The sequence below is a fragment of the Celeribacter baekdonensis genome, assembly GCF_900102315.1.
In the GTDB taxonomy this organism is placed as follows: Bacteria; Pseudomonadota; Alphaproteobacteria; order Rhodobacterales; family Rhodobacteraceae; genus Celeribacter; species Celeribacter baekdonensis.
This window is the reverse complement of record NZ_FNBL01000009.1, coordinates 43,256-62,126: the sequence shown is the minus strand read 5'-3', so window position 1 is coordinate 62,126 and position 18,871 is coordinate 43,256. Positions and strand designations below refer to the sequence as shown.

General features: G+C 58.4%; 18 protein-coding genes. 8 read left to right on the top strand and 10 right to left on the bottom strand.

Going from position 1 to position 18,871, the window contains the following annotated elements:
* Nucleotides 1-43 precede the first annotated feature (43 nt).
* Nucleotides 44-913 carry a dioxygenase family protein gene (locus BLT54_RS14940; RefSeq protein ID WP_074646097.1) on the bottom strand — a complete coding sequence of 290 codons (870 nt, stop codon included), beginning with the start codon at nucleotides 911-913 and terminating at the stop codon, nucleotides 44-46.
* Nucleotides 914-1,116: 203 nt separating this feature from the next.
* Here BLT54_RS14940 and BLT54_RS14935 point away from each other — a divergent pair, with 203 nt between their 5' ends.
* From BLT54_RS14935 to BLT54_RS14920, 4 genes are read left to right on the top strand one after another with little or no spacing between them, the layout of a single operon-like run.
* Nucleotides 1,117-1,845: an ABC transporter ATP-binding protein gene (locus tag BLT54_RS14935; RefSeq protein WP_074646096.1), complete on the top strand. Its 729-nt coding sequence runs from the start codon at nucleotides 1,117-1,119 to the stop codon at nucleotides 1,843-1,845.
* Nucleotides 1,832-2,587 (top strand): ABC transporter ATP-binding protein, encoded by a 756-nt coding sequence (locus BLT54_RS14930; protein ID WP_074646095.1) that lies wholly within the window; start codon nucleotides 1,832-1,834, stop codon nucleotides 2,585-2,587. Before BLT54_RS14935 ends, BLT54_RS14930 begins: the two co-directional genes overlap by 14 nt.
* The gene (locus BLT54_RS14925; RefSeq protein WP_074646094.1) at nucleotides 2,587-3,453 is read left to right on the top strand and encodes a branched-chain amino acid ABC transporter permease; all 867 of its coding nucleotides are present in this window, start codon (nucleotides 2,587-2,589) and stop codon (nucleotides 3,451-3,453) included. Before BLT54_RS14930 ends, BLT54_RS14925 begins: the two co-directional genes overlap by 1 nt.
* Before the next feature lie 4 nt (nucleotides 3,454-3,457).
* Nucleotides 3,458-4,453 carry a branched-chain amino acid ABC transporter permease gene (locus BLT54_RS14920; protein WP_074646093.1) on the top strand — a complete coding sequence of 332 codons (996 nt, stop codon included), beginning with the start codon at nucleotides 3,458-3,460 and terminating at the stop codon, nucleotides 4,451-4,453.
* 39 nt (nucleotides 4,454-4,492) lie between these two features.
* Here the strand turns inward: BLT54_RS14920 and BLT54_RS14915 are convergent, their stop codons facing one another.
* The 4 genes from BLT54_RS14915 to BLT54_RS14900 form a co-directional block, all read right to left on the bottom strand.
* Nucleotides 4,493-5,551: an ABC transporter ATP-binding protein gene (locus tag BLT54_RS14915; protein WP_074646092.1), complete on the bottom strand. Its 1,059-nt coding sequence runs from the start codon at nucleotides 5,549-5,551 to the stop codon at nucleotides 4,493-4,495.
* Entirely contained in the window at nucleotides 5,548-6,375 is an 828-nt protein-coding gene (locus BLT54_RS14910; RefSeq protein WP_074646091.1) for an ABC transporter permease, read from the bottom strand. The genes BLT54_RS14915 and BLT54_RS14910 overlap by 4 nt, the downstream gene beginning before the upstream one ends.
* Nucleotides 6,372-7,298 carry an ABC transporter permease gene (locus tag BLT54_RS14905; protein WP_143026835.1) on the bottom strand — a complete coding sequence of 309 codons (927 nt, stop codon included), beginning with the start codon at nucleotides 7,296-7,298 and terminating at the stop codon, nucleotides 6,372-6,374. The genes BLT54_RS14910 and BLT54_RS14905 overlap by 4 nt, the downstream gene beginning before the upstream one ends.
* A 69-nt stretch (nucleotides 7,299-7,367) precedes the next feature.
* Nucleotides 7,368-8,465 (bottom strand): ABC transporter substrate-binding protein, encoded by a 1,098-nt coding sequence (locus tag BLT54_RS14900; RefSeq protein ID WP_074646090.1) that lies wholly within the window; start codon nucleotides 8,463-8,465, stop codon nucleotides 7,368-7,370.
* Between the two features lie 199 nt (nucleotides 8,466-8,664).
* Here BLT54_RS14900 and BLT54_RS14895 point away from each other — a divergent pair, with 199 nt between their 5' ends.
* The 4 genes from BLT54_RS14895 to BLT54_RS14880 all read left to right on the top strand — a co-directional run bounded on the left by BLT54_RS14895 (nucleotide 8,665) and on the right by BLT54_RS14880 (nucleotide 13,966).
* The gene (locus tag BLT54_RS14895) at nucleotides 8,665-9,192 is read left to right on the top strand and encodes a hypothetical protein (RefSeq protein WP_074646089.1); all 528 of its coding nucleotides are present in this window, start codon (nucleotides 8,665-8,667) and stop codon (nucleotides 9,190-9,192) included.
* Nucleotides 9,189-10,910: a sigma-54-dependent Fis family transcriptional regulator gene (locus BLT54_RS14890; RefSeq protein ID WP_074646088.1), complete on the top strand. Its 1,722-nt coding sequence runs from the start codon at nucleotides 9,189-9,191 to the stop codon at nucleotides 10,908-10,910. The genes BLT54_RS14895 and BLT54_RS14890 overlap by 4 nt, the downstream gene beginning before the upstream one ends.
* 141 nt (nucleotides 10,911-11,051) lie before the next feature.
* Nucleotides 11,052-12,851, top strand: coding sequence for an NAD(P)/FAD-dependent oxidoreductase (locus tag BLT54_RS14885; RefSeq protein ID WP_074646087.1), 1,800 nt, complete (start codon nucleotides 11,052-11,054; stop codon nucleotides 12,849-12,851).
* Nucleotides 12,852-12,913: 62 nt separating this feature from the next.
* Nucleotides 12,914-13,966, top strand: coding sequence for a 2,3-butanediol dehydrogenase (locus BLT54_RS14880; protein WP_074646086.1), 1,053 nt, complete (start codon nucleotides 12,914-12,916; stop codon nucleotides 13,964-13,966).
* Nucleotides 13,967-14,003: 37 nt separating this feature from the next.
* Here the strand turns inward: BLT54_RS14880 and BLT54_RS14875 are convergent, their stop codons facing one another.
* The 5 genes from BLT54_RS14875 to BLT54_RS14855 are packed head-to-tail and all read right to left on the bottom strand — an operon-like array spanning nucleotide 14,004 to nucleotide 18,772.
* Nucleotides 14,004-14,957, bottom strand: coding sequence for a sugar-binding transcriptional regulator (locus BLT54_RS14875; RefSeq protein WP_074646085.1), 954 nt, complete (start codon nucleotides 14,955-14,957; stop codon nucleotides 14,004-14,006).
* A gap of 38 nt (nucleotides 14,958-14,995) precedes the next feature.
* A complete protein-coding gene (locus BLT54_RS14870; RefSeq protein WP_074646084.1) occupies nucleotides 14,996-16,003 on the bottom strand; it encodes a hypothetical protein in 1,008 nt (335 codons plus the stop codon).
* A gap of 4 nt (nucleotides 16,004-16,007) precedes the next feature.
* A complete protein-coding gene (locus BLT54_RS14865; RefSeq protein ID WP_074646083.1) occupies nucleotides 16,008-17,087 on the bottom strand; it encodes an ABC transporter ATP-binding protein in 1,080 nt (359 codons plus the stop codon).
* 9 nt (nucleotides 17,088-17,096) lie between these two features.
* Nucleotides 17,097-17,912: a carbohydrate ABC transporter permease gene (locus tag BLT54_RS14860; protein WP_074646082.1), complete on the bottom strand. Its 816-nt coding sequence runs from the start codon at nucleotides 17,910-17,912 to the stop codon at nucleotides 17,097-17,099.
* Complete coding sequence (locus BLT54_RS14855) at nucleotides 17,900-18,772, bottom strand: carbohydrate ABC transporter permease (RefSeq protein WP_074646081.1); 873 nt, start codon at nucleotides 18,770-18,772, stop codon at nucleotides 17,900-17,902. Before BLT54_RS14855 ends, BLT54_RS14860 begins: the two co-directional genes overlap by 13 nt.
* Nucleotides 18,773-18,871: the final 99 nt, after the last annotated feature.

Genomic DNA, 18,871 nt, shown 5'->3' with positions numbered 1-18,871 from the left:
GTGGAGCGACGGGACGCTGCGCTCCACCCTGTCAATGTTGTGCTTACTCGGCGGCAACAGCGCCGAGTTTGGCGTTGTTGCGGATCACGAAATTGAACTCCATCGCGAGATCCGTATCGGCCCCTTCAGGCGCCTTTTTCAAAGTGCCAACAAGTTCCTCTTTCACGGCAAAGACAGAGTCATTGTCGAGATATTCAGTCTCGCTGTCGTAGATTTGTGAAATGAGGGTTTTGTAGCCTTCTTTCATGATCATGAAATGGACATGACCCGGACGCCACGGGTGGTGCCCCATGTAGTTGAGCAACTCGCCCGCTGCCCCGTCATAGGGGATCGGGTAAGGCGCGGGGCGATAGCACACGAGATCATATTCGCCATTTTCATCGGTTTCAAACCGACCGCGGAAGTTCATGTCCGGCTGTTCCGGGTCCTGAAGGTCATAAAGACCGTTCGGAGCATCATGCCACACATCAAGGATCACATTGGGCACAGGTGCGCCATCGGTGTCGCGAATGGTCCCGGTGATGCGCACGGTTTCTGTGCCCGGATATTCTTTTTGAATGATCGACGCGCCTTTGGGCAAAACCGGTGAATTTTCGCGGTAGAACGGCCCAAGCACGGTGGTGATCGTTTCACCATGGGTCGGCTTTTTGTCGAGCATATCGACAAGCACTTCAACGCCGATGATGTCAGAAATCAGGATGAATTCGTTGCGGGCCTCATTGGAAATGTGACCGGCGCGGACGAACCATTTCATCGCCTCAAGCCATTCATCATAGCTCAGATCGACCTCTTTGCAGAAGGCGTGGATGTGCTTGATGGCCGCCGACATGATTTCCCGGTTGCGTGCAGGGATATCCCCGCTCATCGCGTTGATGACGGCATCCGTGACGTTTTCCAGTGTGATATTGCGCATAACCTACTCCTCCGTGTGATGGCAATTCTTGCGGCGAAACTCGCCCTTGAACAGGTTTCAATCAATGCCTGTGCTGGTATCCGCCAATACCAACAGAGTATCATCAGAAAAAATATGCGCCTCCAAAGGTATTGAAAAACACCTCATGCGGCATTGGCACCTGCCCTCCTCCTTGCCACCCTGCCGCAAAAGGGGAGGACACCTTGACACAGATCGTTACGCTGAAGGGCGTGTCGAAATCTTTCGGCGCGCTCACGGTCACCGATGCTGTCGATCTTGCCGTGGAGAGCGGCGAGGCGCTTGGCATCATTGGACCGAACGGAGCCGGAAAATCGACCTTGTTCAATTTGATTGGCGGTGCGCTCCAACCGTCTGAGGGGCGGATTTATTGGCAAGACCACGACATCACCGACCTGCCCGCAGCCCAGCGCTGTCGGCTTGGCATCGGGCGCTCGTTTCAAATCCCACATCCCTTTGTCGGCATGACGGTCTATGAAAACCTCCTGACAGCGGCGATTTTTGGCGGCGATGCGCAGAGCGCCCCACAGACCTGTCGCAGGGTTTTGGAACTGACCGGGTTGAGGCCGAAAGCCAATCTTCAGGCCGGGAGTCTGGGGCTTTTGGAGCGCAAAAGACTTGAAATGGCGCGCGCTTTGGCCACCTCACCCAAGGTCCTTTTGCTGGATGAGATCGCAGGCGGTTTGACGGAAGCCGAGTGTCACGCCTTGGTCGCCACCATACGCGACATTCACGCCAGCGGCATGGCCGTCATTTGGATCGAACATGTGGTTCACGCGCTTTTGGCCGTGGTCGAACGCTTGGTCGTGATTGATCGCGGCGCTTTGGTCGCGCAGGGCGATCCCAAAGCGGTGATGGCCGACCCGATGGTGCAACAACTCTATTTGGGGATTGATGCCGATGACGCCGCATAACGCTTTTCTCGAAATCCGTAATCTCACCGCGTTCTATGGCGATTTCCAAGCGCTGTTTGGCATTGATCTGACTATGGATGAGGGCGACACGATGGCGGTGATCGGGGCCAACGGGGCCGGTAAATCCACCATACTGCGCACGCTCACCGGGCTTTTGCCCTCGAAAGGCCAGGACATCCGCTTTGCAGGCGCGGCCATCGCCGGCCAGCCCGCGCATCTGATTCACAAGGCCGGCATCGCCATGGTGCCCGAGGGGCGGCGGTTGTTTCCCTCTTTGACAGTCGAAGAAAACCTGAGCATCGGGGCAAGTGGCAAACGCAAAGGCCCGTGGTCACTTGCGGCGATCTATGAGTTGTTTCCCGACCTGCATGACAGACGTCACCATGGCGGAACCGCGCTTTCAGGCGGTCAGCAACAGATGGTCGCGATTGGTCGTGCCCTGATGTCCAACCCGAGGTTGCTTTTGTGTGACGAAATCAGTCTGGGTCTGTCGCCAAAGGTGATCAAAGACATTTACACCGCCGTGCCGCTCATCCGTGCGCGGGGCACGTCGATGTTGGTGATCGAACAGGACATCGCCCAAGCCATGGCCGTGGCCACCCGCGTGATCTGTCTGCAGGAGGGCCGCGTGTCGCTGTCTGGGCGCCCCGAGGACCTCAGCCGCGCGGAGATCACCCGCGCCTATTTCGGACTTGAAGCCGACGAACCGGACACCAATGAACCAGCACAGGAGATGCTCTGATGGAATGGGTCAATGTGTTGATTCAAGGCGTGCTTTTGGGCGGCCTCTACGCGCTGTTCGCGGCCGGATTATCGCTGATGTTCGGCGTCATGCGCTTTGTGAACATCGCCCATGGCGATTTCATCGTGTTGGCGGCCTATCTGATGTTGTCCTTTGTAACCTTTATGGGATGGCACCCGGCGCTTGGTATTATGGCGGTGGTTTTGGTGATGGGAACGATCGGTTATCTGGGGCAACGCATCTTGCTCAACCGGGTGTTGGGCAAGGATATTCTGCCGCCCATTCTGGTCACCTTTGGTCTGTCGATCATCTTGCAAAACGGCATGATGGAGGTGTTCTCCGCCGACAGTCGCCGCGTTTCAAGCGGTGCGCTGGATGTCGCATCCATCTCCCTTCCCGGTGACTTGGCCATAGGTGCCATGCCTTTGCTGATGTTCGTAGTTGCGCTTGGCGTTTTGGCAGGTCTGCATGTTTTGTTTTTCCACACCGCGCTCGGTCGCCTGTTGCGCGCCACGTCAGATGATGCGGAAATGGTGCCGCTCATGGGGGGCAACAAAGCCCATATCTTTGCCTTGGCCACAATGATTGCCTCCGGCGTTGTCGCGGTGGCGGGGATCATGTTGGCGATGAAGACCAATTTTGACCCGAGTGCAGGCCCATCGCGGCTTTTGTTTGCCTTTGAGGCGGTGATCATCGGCGGGCTTGGCTCGCTTTGGGGCACCTTGGCTGGCGGGGTCGTTTTGGGTGTGGCACAGGTCGTCGGCGCACAAATTGATGCGGGATTTCAAATCCTCGCAGGCCATCTGGTTTTCCTCTTGATCCTGGTCGTACGACCGCAGGGCCTGTTTGCCCGCATGAAAGGATGATCCCATGACGACAGCTCCCCTGACCCGCCGCAAAGCCCCCGTCTCGCTCATCGCCATTTTTGTGACCATCGTCTTTTTGGCCGCCGCCCCGTTTTGGGCCTCACGCGGCACGCTCAATATGTTGATGGAAGCGCTGGCCTTTTTGGCGCTTGCGCAGATGTGGAACCTTTTGGCGGGATACACAGGGTTGATCTCGGTGGGGCAACAGGCTTGGGTCGGTCTCGGCGGCTATCTGTTCTTCGCGCTCGCCATGTTCTCCGGGCTGCCTTTGCTGATCGCCCTGCCCGTCGCAGCCCTCCTGTCGGGCCTCATCGCCTTTCCCATCGGCTGGATCGCCTTTCGCCTGCAAGGGGCCTATTTCGCCATTGGCACATGGGTCATCGCCGAGGTGTTTCGCCTGATTGCGGCGCAGTTTTCGGCGCTTGGCGGCGGTTCGGGCATCTCGTTGCCGATTGATGTGGTCAAATCTCTCGCCACCTCGCGCGGCGCACGCGACATGGTGATGTATTACATCGCTTTTGGCCTTGGCATTGGATCGGTGGTGATCGTCTGGCTGATGCTGCGCTCCAAATGGGGCCTCGCCTTTACCGCAATCCGCGATTCTGAACCCGCCTCTGAAAGCATCGGTATCCGCATTCGACGGGTCAAATTCATGGTTTATGTCGCCACAGCCGCAAGCACGGCCCTAACCGGCGGGTTCATCTTTTTGCAAAAACTGCGCATCACCCCGGACGCTGCGTTTTCGGTCAACGAATGGTCCGCATTCATCATCTTTATCGTGGTGATCGGCGGGATTGGCTCCATCGAAGGGCCTATTTTGGGGGTCATTCTGTTCTTTACGCTGCGCAGCTTTGCCGCAGATTGGGGCAGTTGGTATCTGATCACTCTGGGCGCACTGGCGATTGGGGTGATGCTGGTGGATCGTCAGGGAATGTGGAGCATACTTAAAAGCCGCGGTGTCCCGGTTCTGTTCAAAACAACACGCTGGTTTGAGCCCTGAACACGCGCCTGAACGGGTCGCCGCCCCCCTCTGATGCCCTCACATCACGCTTGGCAGGACCAAAACATCGCCACGTGTGAACCAAACCTCGGCCATATCCCCCGCGACCGGCAAGGTCGCATCGGCCCGGTTGAACATGTCGACGCTGACCTGCTGGCCTGCGACGTCGATCTGGGCACGGATCACGGAGCCCAAAAACGTGCTGTGCAACACGCGCCCCGGCAGGGACAGATCATCCCCCGGACGCGGGCGCAGTGACAACGCCTCTGGCCGCAACGCGACGGTGATCGGCGCACCGGGCGTCAGGTCCGTGTGGCGCGGATCGTGGATGTTTTGCCCGGCAAAAAAGATCGACTGAGGGCTCTCGACCCGCGCTTCAAACGTGTTCAGCTTGCCGACAAAATCCGCCACGAACCGTGTCGTGGGTCGGTTATAAATCTGCGCGGGCGTGCCGATCTGATCCGCGCGCCCCTTGTGCATCACGACGACCCGGTCAGAGATCGACAGCGCCTCTTCCTGATCATGGGTCACAAAAACGGTGGTGATCCCCAGCTCTTGTTGGATGCGCCGAATGTCGTCTCGCAGTGAGGTGCGGATTTGCGCGTCAAGGGCGGAGAGGGGTTCGTCCAGCAACAAAAGATTCGGGCGCGGCGCAAGAGCGCGCGCGAGGGCCACGCGCTGTTGCTGGCCACCCGACATTTGGTAGGGGTAGCGATCGGCCAGTGAGCCGAGCGAAATCAGGTCAAGCATCTCGGCCACGCGTGTGTCGATCTCGGCGCGCGGCATACCCGCGATCTTCAGCCCAAAGGCCACGTTGTCACGCACCGACATGTTGGGAAACAGGGCGTAGGCCTGAAACACCATGCCGATCTTTCGACGGCTCGCAGGCAAGGCGGTGACATCCATCCCGCCCACATGGATGCTGCCGCTGCTCGGGGTCTCGAAACCCGCGATCATCCGCAACACGGTGGTTTTGCCACAGCCCGATGGCCCAAGGAAGGACACGAATTCTCCCGATGCGACATTGAGGTCAAAATCGCGCACGACCGTGTTGGGGCCAAAGGATTTGGTGATGTTTTTCAGGGTGAGAAAGCTCATGACTTGGCCTTTGTGACGGAACGGGGAGCGCGCCATTGCAACAGGCGCTGACCGGGTTTGCGGGTGGCGAAGGCTTCCATCAGAACCATGCAGATCCATGTGAATGCAAAAGCCATGATCGCCAAAGCCGCCGGTTGATAGGCGAAATCCTGTCCCATCTGCACGAGGTAGGGACCGAAGGCCGGTCGGTTGAGCAGGCTGGTGATGACGAATTCGCCCAGCGAGATCGAGAAGGTCAGAAAGGCCCCCGACACGATGGCAGAACGGATGTTGGGGAAGATGACAAAAACGATGGTGCGCAGGCGCGACGCCCCAAGGCTTTCGGCCGCTTCGGTCAAAGTGGCGATGTCGATGGCCGCCATGCCATTGTCGACAGCGCGATACATATACGGCACCGACAACACGACATAACCGATGACCAGAAGCACATTGGTGCCCGCCTCGGTCATGGTCAACGGCAGGATGGAGCTTGATCCATACAGTCGCACATAGCCAAAAACCAACACGACGGGTGGGATGATCAGCGGCATCAGGCTTAGAAATTCGATCACCGGTCGCGCTCGCGGCACGCGCAGGCGCACCCAGTAGGCGGTTGGGACCACGATCAAAACGCCCATGAGGATCGCCATCAAAGAGGCGGTGGCCGAAAAGCCAAGAACCCCAAGAAAGACATCGCTGTCAAACACCGAACGGTAGGCCTCAAAAGACAGCTCGCCACGCTTCATCCGCAGGGAAAAGTTGAACGTCGCGATCAAGGGCACGATGAAAAAGGCGGCACCGGCCAAAGCGATCAGGGTCGACAGGAGGGGGAAGCGACGGCTCATTTCTGCCACCGTTCTGCACGACGGCGTAGGATGAAATAGAGCGTATTGGACAGACCCATGATGAGGATCATACCCACGGCCAGCGCATAGCCGAGGTTGGGGTTATACAACACGTTGCCGCGGATTTGCTGGAACAGAACAATCGGCACCACCGGGTAATTGGCCGAGGTCAGTGCATAGATCGTGGCCAGTGTCCCAAAGGCATTGGCAAAGAGCAACAGGAAACACCCCAGCACCGAGGGTGCCAGCAGAGGCAGGGCGACGCGGGCGACATATTGCATACGGGAGGCCCCAAGGCTTTCGGCGGCTTCGCGCCATTCGGGGCGCAGCCCTTCAAGCGCAGGCGTGATCATCAAGACCATCAGCGGCAGCTGGAAATAGAGATAGGTGAGCGTCAGACCCCAAAAGGAAAACAGGCTGAACCCGGCGGCATAGATATTGATGCCCAACACATCGCGCAGCACCAAGGTCACCAAACCAAGCCGCCCCAGCGTGGCGATAAAGGCAAAGGCCAGAGGCACACCGGCGAAATTCGAGGCAACGCCCGAAAAGGTCATAAACGCGCGTCGAACCCAAGAGGGCAACCCGCCCAGCAACAAGGCATAGCCAAGGATAAGCCCGAACACCGTTCCCATGGCGGCTGAGGCAAAGCTGAGCCTGAGCGAGAGACCATAGGACCCGGCAATCTCGGGCGCAGAAAGCGACAACATCGTTTCAAAGGAATATCGGCCATCAGGCGTCTGAAACGCGCCATTGACCAGATAAAAGACCGGCAGGATCAGGAACAACAGGGCAAAGCCCAGAAACGGCACAAGGCCCAGCCACGACAGGTTGCGCCGCGCGGGTTTGCGCGGGGGTGTCGGGGGGGTGGCCTGTGGAACCGTTTCAGATTGGCTGATCGAAGGGGGAGCGGTGTGGATCAAAGGATATTCCGTCAAACACGTTGGGGGCGGCAGGCCGAAACCTGCCGCCTGAAGGCACTCGGATTGGCGTCAGTTGACGCCCATTTCCTTGCCCCAATTGTCAGCGATGGCGGACTTTGCAGCAGCCTGCTCGTCGAGCGTCGGGAACACGGCCTTGGCGTAGTTTTCAGCCGGCGGCAGCTTATCCATCAGATCCTGCGGGATCACCCCACGCGCCGCCATGTCGTTGAAACGGATCGGGTGGCAATAGCCTTTGAGCCAAAGGGTCTGACCCTCGTCGGAGTAGATGTATTCCATCCAAAGTTTGGCGGCATTCGGGTGTGGTGCATAGGCAGAAATCGCCTGAACATAGACACCGGCGACCACGGCATCGGAGGGCACGACGACCTCGACCGGCGGGTTGCCAGCCAAAGTGTCACGCATCGCGAGCAGGTTGTAATCCCAATCGAAATAGATCGGGGTGGTGCCCTGTGCGAGGTTCTGCGAATTGCCATTGACCGGAACGTAGTTGCCGTTTTCTTTCAGGTCTTTGAAATAGGTGATGCCCGCATTCAGCGCGTCCCCACCGGCGGCGGCACCCTGTGCAACACCTGCGGCATAGACCGTCATCATCGTGCTGTTGCCGGTGCGCGGATCGCCCGGAATGGCGATGGAATTGGCATAAGCGCTGTCCATCAGATCGGCAAAGCTTGTGGGAGCGTCGGGGATGATGTCTTTGTTCACACCAAAGGCCAAAACGCCGTAATAATCGCCGTACCAATACCCTTCGGCATCTTTGGCGTCATCGGGAATGCTGTCCCAAACGGACACTTTGTAAGGCTGGATCAGGCCTTGGTCTTTTGCAGCGGGACCGAAGGACAGGCCCACGTCGATGACATCAGGTGCTTGCGGACCGGTGTTGCCCATGTTGGCTTTGATCGCCTCAAGTTCGTCGGCAGACCCTGCGTTGGGGTTCAGTTCGTTGACGTCGAGGCCATATTTCGCCTTGAAGCCTGCGATCACGTCGCCATAACCACACCAGTTGTGGGGCAATGCGATGGTGGTCAAAGTGCCTTCAGCCTTGGCAGCGTCAATCAGCTCTTGGGTCGGTTCGGCGTGAGCCGCAGTCATGGATAGGACTGAAACGCTGGCCAGCAATGGCAGTGCAAAACGCGTAAGGGATGTCATCTTAGATCTCCGTATGGTGGGCACGCATGCCCCCGTGGACAAAAGGTCCACAGCGCGCGCACACTGCACCCGACAGATTTCAAAAACTTAATATATTCACGACAGATTTGTGACTGTGTGGTGGTTTGATAAACATATTGTTCGAACGCGCTTGGGTCACTTAACATATACAGAAACGCGATCTGCCTGAGGAGGGGCCATGGGCTATAGCATTTTTGTGTTCCCGACAGAGCGCGTGGCGCTGTTTCGCTTTCAGGGCATCATGACCGCAGATCAGGGTCTGGCGGCATTTCAGGACTATCTCAAACACGACAACTTTGACCCCTCTTTCACAATGCTCACGGACGCACGCAATGTCGTTGATGTCGATGCAAAGTTCCTCGACATCTTGGCCAAAGTGTCTTCGCTCAAACCTGTGCTACAAAAATTTCAAGCCGGCGCGCTGAGTGTCATTCTCGTCGAACACATGGGGCCATTTGGTATGGCAAGAATGCTGGGCCATGTGCTCAATATGTTTTGCGAAATTGAATTGCGCGTCGCCTCAACTCTGCATGAAATTCAACTCATGCCAGAGTTATCGCATTTGGACATACCTGGCCTTTTGGGCGACAAACGACAAAAACCCGGCGCAAGCGCCTCACCAAGCTGTGCAACGGTTCCCACCAAAGTCTCCTCCCCAAAAGTGAAACACCCGTGTTACGCTTGGCGCAGGAGGACAACGCTTTGAGCGATCGCCAACATATCGAGGAAATCGAACAAGTGCTGGAAGGCACACAGACCGGTCGCGACACCTTCGTGTCCGCGTCTTGGCGGCGTTGCGTTGAGCTGTACGGTATGGACCCGCTGCGAAACGATCCGGCGCATATTGTCACCGAGGCGGAGTTACGCGATCATCGCAAACAGGCGGAGTGGATGATCGCCGCCGCACGCACCGGGTTACAAAACCTGTTTCGTCAGGTGGCCGGACAAAATTACGTCCTTATCCTCACCGATGCACAGGGTGTCTGCGTCGATTTTTTCGGGGACGAATTGTTTGCAGACGAACTGCGCGGCGCGGGGCTTTATCTTGGTTCGAACTGGGCCGAAGAACTGGCCGGGACCTGTGGCGTTGGCGCCTGTATTTTTACGCAGGAACCCGTAACGGTGCATCAGGACGACCATTTCGGCAATGCGCATACGACGCTCTCTTGCACCGCTGCACCGATCTTTGACAGCCTTGGACAACTCACCGCCGTTTTGGATATTTCACTGCTGCGATCACCAACCACGAAAAGCAGTCAGAACCTTGCCATGAGCCTTGTGACCACCGCCGCGCGGCGGGTGGAGATGGCCAACCTCATGGCCGAAAGCCGTCAGGATTGGGTGTTGCGCTTCTCATCCAGCCCGGAGTTTTTGGATGTTGATCCAGAGGTCGCGGTGCGGCTGGATGGCTCTGGACAGATCATCGGCTATACGCGCGGCGCACGTCGGTTGTTCCCTGAGGGCGCGCCCATTCTGGGCCAACGGATCGACGCGGCATTGAATCTGTCCGTCGATGATCTTCCTGATCTGATGCGTGACCGACCGACCGAAGAGCGGATTATCGAGCTGCGCGACGGCGGCGCGCTTTTTGGTCATGCTATCGCGCCGCAAGCCCCGCGGACATTGCGGGCTGCACCCCGCCGTGGTGGGGTTTTGACCGGGTTGGCCGGCAGCGATCCCATCATAGCGCGACTGCTGACACAGGCCGAAAAACTGGCGCGGACCACCGTGCCTTTGTTGATCTGCGGCGACACAGGAACAGGCAAAAACAAGCTGGCACGGGCCATTCATATGGTGAGTCAGGTGAATGGGTTTGTCCCGCTGGACTGCGCCGGGCTCACGCCCATGGCACTCCAAACGGCCTGCGGCGAGGGGGTCGGCCCAACGACGCTTTTGCTGCGCGGCATCGACGCGCTCACCTCAGAGACCGCCGCCGCGCTCACCGTGCTTTTGGATCAAAGACCCGACCTGCGCCCCCTCTCCACAACCTGTCTTGCGCCGGGGCAGATGACCCTGCCCCGCCCGCTGTTTCATCGTTTGGCAGGCAGCACCCTGACCCTCCCGCCGCTGCGCCAGCGACAGGATCTTGGCTGGCTGATCGACCGAATGCTGCGCCGTCGGTCGCCCGAAACCATCCGCTTGTCGCCCTCCGCGCGGGCCGATCTGATGGGGCGCTCATGGCCGGGGAATCTGCGCGAATTGGAACAGGTGCTCGATGTGGCAATCGCGCTCTGTGAAGGCCCGGTGATCGACCTGCCCGATCTGCCACCTCCCGTTGAAACGCATCAACCGACCGAAGAAACGCTGGAACAGGTTTTGGACGCCTGTGATTGGAATATGGCACAGGCCTCGCGACGATTGGGCGTCAATCGCTCGACCGTTTTGCGCCGAATTCGCAAAGCCGGATTACGCCCGCCCGGCTAAGGTGTTGCGCGCTGTTGCGCGTGCAACATGCCGCAACGCAGCGCCTGTTTTTTGGTCGTAGTCGGAACGATTGAGCATAGCCCACGCCAAAGCCCTCCTGAAATACTCCTCTCACAAGAAACGCACTTAGGAGGAGATGTGATGCTTGATTCAACCGTGACGACCCGCACGCAGGACGTGCTGGACCGATTGAATGCCGCTTTGGAGGAAAGCGACATCAAAGCGGCCACGGCACTTTTTACCACCGACAGCTATTGGCGCGATTTGGTCGCCGTGACCTGGAACCTTAAGACGGTTGAGGGTCAGGAGGCTGTGGGGGAAATGTTGCTGCACCAATTGGATAAAACACAGCCCAATACGTTCCGTCTGCAAGACGGCGAACTCCCGGTCGAGGAGGACGGTGTAACGACAGCTTGGGTGACATTTGAGACCAAGGCTGGGCGGGGCTGGGGTCTGATGCGGCTGAAAGACGACCGGATCTGGACCTTGCTGACCGCTTTGCAGGAACTCAAAGGCTTTGAGGAAAACCGCGGCAAAGCCCGTCCGATGGGGGCGGAACACGGCGCGCAGAAAAACCGCCTGAGCTGGAAAGAGCGGCGCGAGGCGGAGGAGGCCTCGCTTGGCTATGACACCCAACCCTACACGGTGATCATCGGTGGCGGGCAGGGCGGCATCGCCTTGGGCGCGCGGTTGCGTCAGCTTGGCGTCCCAACCATCGTTTTGGACAAACACGACCGCCCCGGCGACCAATGGCGCTCGCGCTACAAATCGCTCTGCTTGCATGATCCGATCTGGTACGATCACCTGCCTTACATCAAATTCCCCGACAACTGGCCGGTGTTCACGCCGAAAGACAAGGTCGGTGATTGGCTTGAGATGTACACGAAAGTCATGGAGATCAACTATTGGACCCGTTCCGAAGTGGTCAAAGCCACCTATGATGAGAGCGCCGGAACATGGACGGTCGAGGTCAATCGCGATGGCGAAACCGTCATTCTGAAACCGACACAGCTTGTGCTGGCCACCGGTATGTCAGGCAAGCCGAACGTGCCTCATTTTCCCGGCATGGACAGCTTTAAGGGCGAGATTCAACATTCGTCCCAACACAAAGGCCCGGATGACTGGACCGGCAAAAAGGTCGTCGTGGTCGGGTCCAACAACTCCGCCCATGACATCTGCGCCGCGCTTTGGGAGGCCGAGGCCGATGTGACCATGGTACAGCGGTCCTCGACCCATATCGTGCGTTCCGACAGTTTGATGGAAATCGGCCTTGGCGGGCTCTATTCCGAAGAGGCTCTGGCCAACGGCGTCACGACCGAGAAGGCGGATATGATTTTCGCCTCCCTGCCCTACAAGATCATGCACGACTTCCAAATCCCGCTCTATGACCAGATGCGCGAGCGCGATGCCGAATTCTACGCTGGGCTGGAGAAGGCAGGATTTCAACTGGATTGGGGCGACGACGGTTCTGGCCTGTTCCTGAAATACCTGCGGCGGGGGTCGGGTTATTACATCGACGTGGGTGCCAGCCAACTGATCATCGACGGCGAGGTCAAGCTTGTCCAAGGTCAGGTCGATCACTTCGAAGAAGACGCCGTGGTGCTGAGCGATGGCACCCGGCTTGAGGCCGATCTTGTGGTCATGGCCACGGGTTTTGGGTCAATGAATGGCTGGGCCGCCGATCTGATCAGCCAAGAGGTGGCCGATAAGGTGGGCAAGGTCTGGGGCCTTGGGTCTGACACCACCAAAGACCCCGGTCCGTGGGAAGGCGAACAGCGCAACATGTGGAAGCCGACGCAGCAGGAGAACCTGTGGTTCCACGGCGGCAACCTTCACCAATCGCGGCACTATTCGCTTTATCTCGCGCTGCAACTGAAAGCGCGGATGGAGGGCCTTGAGACCCCGGTCTACGGCCTTCAGCCGGTGCATCACCTGTCGTGATGCCTCCCCGCGCCCGGACTCTCCCCGTCCGGGCGCACCCTTTGTATATATGGAGACAGACTATGAAAGCAGCGCGTTGGTATGGCGTTAAAGACATCCGGGTTGAAGAGGTGGCAGAGCCAACCCCCGGCCCCGGCGACGTTAAGGTCAAGGTCGCCTGGACCGGCATCTGTGGCAGTGATCTGCATGAATATCTCGCCGGACCGATCTTTGTCCCCGTGGGCGAAGATCACCCGCTCAGCCACGATCAGGCCCCGATCACGATGGGCCATGAATACAGCGGCGTGGTGACCGAGGTCGGTGAAAATGTCACCCATGTGGCCAAAGGCGACCGCGTGGCCATCGAACCGATCTTTGCCTGTGGCGACTGCCCCGCCTGTTTGGAAGGCAAATACAATCTCTGCGACAGCTTGGGCTTTGTTGGCCTCTCCGGCGGTCACGGTGGGTTTGCCGCCTATTCCGTGGTGCCCGCGCGGATGATTCACAAAATGCCCGACACTCTGTCGATGGAACAAGGCGCGCTGGTTGAACCGGCCGCCGTGGCGCTGCATGCCGTGCGCATGTCCAAAATCAAAGCCGGTGATACGGCAGCGGTGTTTGGCGCGGGGCCCATCGGGCTTTTGGTGGTCGAAGCGCTGCGTGTCGCCGGGGCGTCGCAAATCCATGTGGTTGAACCCTCAGATGTGCGTCGCAAGAAGGCGCTGGAACTCGGCGCAACCTCAGCCATCGACCCGACATCGGCGGACGCCGTCACCGCAATCCGCGCGGCAACGGGCGGGGTTCATGTCGCTTTTGAAGTGACGGGCGTGCCGCAGGTTTTGCCACAATGCATCGACGCCACGCGCCACGAAGGACAGACCTTGATTGTCTCGATCTGGGAAAAGGAGGCGGCGTTTCACCCCAACACCGTGGTGCTCAAAGAACGGCAACTGCTTGGCACCATCGCGTACCGCAATGTCTATCCGGCGGTGATGGAATTGATGACCCAAGGCTATTTCAACGCCGATAAACTGGTCACAAAACGGATCGCGATTGAGGACATCGTGCCGGAAGGATTCGAGGCGCTCGTGGCCGAAAAGTCCCACGTCAAGATCCTTGTCAAAGCCCCCGAGTGATCAAACGGGCGCGGGCATTCTTGCTCGCGCCCCTTCATCATGCACTCGGCGCATCGTTCACAAGCGCCTCAGCCAGTGCCAGATCCAGCACCGCATGGGTCACATACCCCCCACGCAGCGCGGCATGTGTAGCGGCATGTTTGTTCAATCCGCTGACCACCAAAAGCCCTGACATATTGCGCAACGCCTCCTGATCCGCGCCGATCATACGCCGGTCCAGATCGCCCAAAACCGGCGCGCCCTCCGCGTCGATAAACCGCCCCGCAATGATCCCAACCGCGCCTTTGGCAACATAATCGGCGATGTCGGTCTTTGTGGCGATGTTGAACTGCACCACATGGGTGTCTTCGGTGCAGGGGCTGAGCGAGTAAATCGCTTTGTTACAGTCTTTCAGGTGGGTCAGTTGTTCGGCAATGATCGGCTCGGCGCGCAGTCTTTCGGCCAATCCAGCCTCCGAACAGACCGCAGGGGCGTTGAGGTTGATACATTGCGCCGAAAGCCTACGTGCGATCTCTGTGGTACAGCTTTCACAGGTCGGCAAAAGCGGGTTGGCCAAGGAGCCGATGAGTTGACGTACCACCAGATTTTGGATCGGCCACCATGGCACGCGCTCGGAGACAAAGGACACGGTTTGACCCCAGCTCACGCCAAGCGTATCACCCGGCGCGACAAAATCCGGCAAAAACTGCGCCGTCGCTTCGCAGACCTGCTGCATCGTCTCAGCTGCGTTGATTTCTTCGGGCACCACGAAGGCACTCTCAAGACCAAATTTTTCACAGAGCGCATCGGCCAATTCATTGACCCGAAAATGCATCCCGGAAATTTTGACCCCCACAATCTGCCGCTCCCGCGCCAGCCGCAGATAGGTCACGACCGTGGGGCGCGACAGGTTCATTTTCTTGGCGATTTCGCCCTGATTGAGCCCTTTGATATAATAGAGCCAAGCCGTTTCGGCGACGGTGCGATCAGAGGGATGATTGGCGCGGGCCATAGGGGCGTGCTCCTGCGAAAATTGCGGATCGGCGCAAATTAGACGGACAGAGCGGCGGCGTCAAAGCGCAACACATCCGCCGTGATCTGAATGTCGTCAGCCAAGGGACGATCTGGCCGAAGCCCCAGCGTTTCCAAATCGCCGTGATAGCCCTTGACCGCCTCCTCAGCCGAGACCTCGCCATCGGCAACACCGCGCATCCATTGGATCAGGCAACATTGATCTTCGGCCTGATTGATCTTGCGCCCAAACAGCGCCAATCGCGCACCAAAGCGTTCGGACTGTGCAATCAACTCAAAGGTATCGCGATGGGTCGCGCCCGCCCCACCCAACACGCCAACCACCATAGAGGGATCATGCGCGGCCAGCTCTTCCATCGCTTTCGGGCCATTATAGGCGACTTTCAAAAACTCGGGCCGCTCAGTGGAGGTCAGGCTCGACAACAGGCGAATGATGCAATCGGTGGCATAGGCCCCGACCTCAACCTCCCCCACCGCATCCGGTACATTGGGGTTAAACACCTCAAGAAAATGCGCCACACCCGCCGCGCGGGCGTCCCGGCGAAAGGCGGCATAGGCCTCCAAAGCGCGCGCATCCGCTTCGGTGTCATTGTTGAAGGTCAGCGAATAGAGACACAAATTCGCCGGAGCAAAGGCCAGATCGGCCCCCCGATACGGGCGCGATGGCGTTTGGGCATAGCCCGCGTGGCGCACATTGGCCCAGACACAGGTGGTTTCATTGGCGCGAAACGCCGGTTGAATGGCCCGCCCGTCAAAGGCGCCGCTGGTCGCCAAAATATCCATGTTCCCCGCCGAGGTCAGCATGATATCGACCACATCCTGATCAATCACCTTGCGGATTTGATCAAGGAATTCGGGCCGGGTGCGCGCGCCAACGATTTTCCCGCTCGCATCGCGGCGCGGCCCGGTGGCGGGCACCCCGCCGGTGACATCGGCGTCCTTGGCATCCGCGATCATGTAATCGCCTTTGCGGCCCATGCCTGCGCGTAGGCGGGCCAATTTTTCACTGTAGCGTGTCGTCGTCATTAAATCAGTCCTTGCGCAGGCTGCGGCCTGTTTTCGGGTCAAAAACGTGGATATGTTCGGGGCGAATGGTGAAATGGACGGTGTCGCCGATCGACAGATCGCGGAACCCTTGGGTGACAAAGGAAATTTCCGCACCGTCCACCTCTGTGATCACCTGACCTTCAGCGCCCATATTTTCGACCAACACCACCTCGCCGGTGAGCGCATTGGCACTGCCCGGCTCACAGAGGTCCATGCGCGCAGGGCGCAAACCCAGTTCGACCTCCTGGCCCGGTTTCAGGCTTGGGAACTCCACCTCAGACAACTGCAAGCGGATGCTGCCAGAGTGTGCAATCAGCCCCGGTTCGAGCTGTGCGGTGATAAAATTCATCGCCGGTGTGCCGATAAAATCCGCGACAAAGCGCGAGGCGGGCCGTTCGAAAATCTCGTCCGGCGTGCCCATTTGTTCGATCATCCCGTCGCGCATCAACACGATGCGGTCAGCAATGGTCATGGCCTCAAGCTGATCATGGGTCACAAAGATCGTCGTGGTTTTGAGCTTGAGATGCATCCGGCGAATTTCGGTCCGCAATTTCTCGCGCAGCTTGGCGTCGAGGTTGGACAACGGTTCGTCGAACAAAAACACCTTTGGCGTTTTGATCATGGCGCGGGCCATGGCGACCCGTTGTTGTTGCCCACCCGATAGGTTTTTGGGCCGCCGGTCCAGGAAGTTTTCAAGCCCCAAAACCTCCGCCACCTGTTTGAGACGCGGGGCGATGTCGGCCTTGGACACGCCCTGACGACGCAGGCCAAAGGTGATGTTGTCGGCCACGCTCATATGCGGATAAAGCGCGTAGCTTTGAAACACCATCGCCACACCGCGCTCACCCGGCGGCAGGTCGGTGACATCGGTGCCACCGATTTCAATCCGCCCGCCGGTGACCTCCTCCAACCCCGCAATCATCCGCAACATGGTGGATTTGCCACAGCCGGAGGGGCCGAGAAAGACCACAAATTCATGGTTCGGGATATCAAGGTTGAGACCGCTGATGACGGGATGAGCGCCATAGGATTTTACGATGTCGGTACAGTGGATATGTGCCATTGAAGTGTCCTATTTCGGGCCGCTGCGGACCATGGTGTTGAGCAGACCCATGAGCAGGCCGATGAATACGAGGGGAGGCAAAACAAGAAGAACGGTCGCGGCGTTGATCACGCCCCACGGAACTTCTTTGCCAAGCGATGTGATCGAGGCGGCCACCACCGGAAGCGTGGCGTTTTGCGCGGCCAAGGTGAGCGCCAGCAACAGCTCATTCCAGACCAACACAAAGGTGAACACCAGCGCGCCAAACAGTGAGGGCGCGGCCAACGGCAAGGAAAAGCGCCAAAACACTTCAGCCGGACCACAGCCTTCCATGGCGGCGGCTTCTTCGATGTCATGCGGCACACGCTCGAATGCGGGCACGGCAAGCCAGATCACGGTCGAGATCGTGGTGATCAGATAGACCAAGATGAGGCCAAACAGCGTGTCATAGATGCCAAGGTCAAGGTAGATCACGATGAACGGGATCGCGATGGCGACGGGCGGCATGAAGCGCAATGAGAGCACAAAGAATTGCACATCATCGCCCCAGCGCCGGGCATGGCGCGCCAACGTATGCGCCGCCGGAATGCCAAGCACTGCACCGATCAACACAGAGGCCGAGACCACGATCACCGAATGCATCAGCCCGTCCCGGATGGTCGGGTTGCGCAGGATGGTGGCGAAATTGTCCAAGGTCGGTTCAAAGATCAGCTTTGGCACCGGGGTCACGATGTCACGCAACTCTTTGAACGCGCCCAAAACGGTCCAAAGGATCGGCCCCAAGGCAACGATGATCAACAGCGCCAGCAGGGCCCGTGTCAGAGTGGTGGAAATCAGTTTGCCCATTTTTTCCCCGCTTTCCAGATGATGGTAAAGACCACTGTCGTCACGATCAGCAACAGGATGGACATGGCCGAGGCATAGGAAATCCGACCGCCCATATTGATCCCCATTTGATAGGCATAAAGATCCAGTGTCTCGGTCGCCGTACCGGGTCCGCCGCCCGTCATCACAAAGATCAGATCAAAGGAGCGCAGGCTTTCGACCGCTTTCACAAGTGCCAGACTGATCAGCGGACCTTTGAGCATCGGCAGGGTGATATAGGCATGGATTTCCCATGTGCGCGCATTGTCGAGCTTGGCGGCTTCGACCGGATCTTTTGGTAAAGTTTCCATCAGCTTGAGCAGGATGACGGTGAAAAACAGTCCCCATTGCCAAATGTCGACGATGGCCACAGAAATGAGCGCCAAGGACGGATCGGCCAGGAATTCCACCGGGCCAATGCCCACCAACCCCAACAGATAATTGATCGCCCCCAAGGACGGGGAATAGAGAAAACGCCAGATGAACGCCGCCGCCACGCGCGGCAAAAGCACCGGCACAAGGAAGGCGAAACAGATCAAATTGCGCCAAAGCGGCTTTTTCACCGTCTCATAAATCAACACGGCCAAAAGCACCGCCACAACCAGCGTGCCGGTCACTGTCACCAGCTCCCAAATCGCGGAGATTTCCAGTGCATTGAAAAACCGGTGATCGCGCAACAGACGCAAAAAGTTATAGGCGCCGACAAAGTCGTAATCGGGCGAGCGCAATGTGCGGTTCATAAGCGCGAACCACACCGCCCCGGCAATCGAGACCAGTGCCAGCGTGGCCAAAAGGCCGATGGCGGGCACGAGCGACAGGATGACGAACCTTTTTCGGGTCATGACATGTCCTTTAGAGCGTTTCGCGCGTTGCGACATTGATCCGTCTCTCAACATCATGTCGAAACGCTTTTGGAGAAAAGGGAGCCGCCGCATAGATCA